This window comes from Mesorhizobium sp. ArgA1, from assembly GCF_053714375.1.
The window spans coordinates 1-1,870 of the sequence record NZ_JBSKBQ010000081.1 but is presented as its reverse complement, the minus strand read 5'-3'; the positions used below and the strand labels follow the sequence as shown (position 1 = coordinate 1,870).

The 1,870-nt window shown below is 61.6% G+C and carries 1 pseudogene; it reads right to left on the bottom strand.

Annotation, left to right across the window (positions count from 1 at the left end):
• Window positions 1–1,778: pseudogene (locus ACWGTI_RS32345) on the bottom strand (hypothetical protein); the annotation flags it as partial.
• Between the last annotated feature and the right edge of the window lie 92 nt (window positions 1,779–1,870).

The following is a 1,870-nucleotide window of genomic DNA, read 5'->3' as shown; positions in this document are numbered from 1 at the left end:
TTCAGGTCGACAAAGGACTGAAGGCCGCCGAAGGTGCCTGAGCGCGCCCCGGCAGAGTGCGCCGGCGCAAAGTGAGCATCATCACGCAAATCGGACGGTGTGGGCGCATTCAGGTCGACAAAGGACTGAAGGCCGCCGAAGGTGCCTGAGCGCGCCCCGGCAGAATGCGCTGGCGCAAAGTGAGCATCATCACGCAAATCGGACGGTGTGGGCGCATTCAGGTCGATAAAGGACTGAAGGCCGCCGAAGGTGCCTGAGCGCGCCCCGGCAGAGTGCGCCGGTGCAAAGTGAGCATCATCGCGCAAATCGGACGGTGTGGGCGCATTCAGGTCGACAAAGGACTGAAGGCCGCCGAAGGTGCCTGAGCGCGCGCCGGCAGAGTGCGCTGGCGCAAAGTGAGCATCGTCGCGCAAATCGGACGGTGTGGGCGCATTCAGGTCGACAAAGGACTGAAGGCCGCCGAAGGTGCCTGAGCGCGCCCCGGCAGAGTGCGCTGGCGCAAAGTCAGCGTCGTCGCGCAAGTCGGCATGCGGCGGGATTACCTGGTAGACCCCTGGGGGCGCCTTGGCAGTGGATGGTGATGCGGATGCTTGCATCGCCTCGCCTAAGAACGCCCCGGCGCGCTCGCTCTGCGCGGTCGCGGGTAGCTCCTGCGAAGAGCTGGGCCGCCCGGCGTCCAGCACTGCTGGCAGAGCCGACTGCTCACGTGCTTGCAGCCGCAGGTCTTGATTAGCCTCGACTAGCTTTTGGTAGTTCCGAAGATGCGACAAATCGGGAAAGTAGACTCTTCTTCCACTCCGTTTGAACGCTATCAGATCGCTATTCAGCCTTAACTGCTCCTGCAGAGAACCGTTTAGTCGGCCAGCTATGCTCCCCTTGCCCTCGCTTCGAAGCCAATCACTCAGCCCACGAACACGTGCAGCCCGCGCTTGCGCAGATTGCCTCTGCTCCGCAGTCGGGGCTCCAAGATCTTTCAACGTTTGGCCGAGCGCGCCATCGATCAAGAGGGCGTCTTCGGGATGAGGAGCCGCCTGACGGGGGCGCCCAATGCCACGGGGTTGAAGCCCTTCGACTTCTTCAGGCCCAGGCAAGAACCGCCGGAGATCAGCCAGAGTCGTTTTAAGGCGGTTCCGGGGGTCCCTCCCCAGCGCCCGATACTCCGAAATTTCCTTGTCCAGTGAACCGCCTTGCAACTGAGAAGCCAAAGACCCCTTGTTGTTGTCCTGGAGCCACAGCGCAAACCGCTTAAATCCGGAAACGATGTGGTCGACGGTCCCTTTGGTGGCGATGTTGCGCTCGGCGTCAAGCCGGAACCTTGCCAAAAGATCCACGTCGTCGGCAGGGAGCTTCCCAGGTAGGCTCCCTGGCGCAACCTTATTCAGGTACGTAACAACAGCAGGACGGCCACCAGCCTTCAGATAGTCCTGCACATCAGCTACAAAAGAAGCATGCCTAGGTGAATCGGGGTTAAGCCGGCCGAAAATGGGCTGCCGATTTTCCTGGCGCAGCCAGTGGCTAAGATGGTGCAGATCACGTACCAATCTCTGGACTGTCCACTCGTTCGTCTTCGCTTCGCGGGCTACTTTCTTGAAGGAGGAAACAAGTTCCTTGTCCTCGGGAAAGGGCTCGGAACGGTCACGTTTTGCGCCGACGCGGACCTCTTTGGTGACCGCACACTCGGGTTGCTGTTTCCCGCTATTCGGGCCTGGGCCGGGTCCGTGTGCCGCCGCCTCCGGCGTTTGGTGGCAAGGGATGAAGTTGTCACGCAGATCGGGCAACGACGGCACCGGCCCTGAAATGCCGAGATGCGCGCTTCGGCGCCCTCCAGCGCTCTCCCCGGACGAACCAGGCTGCAATTGGTTCAGCTGCT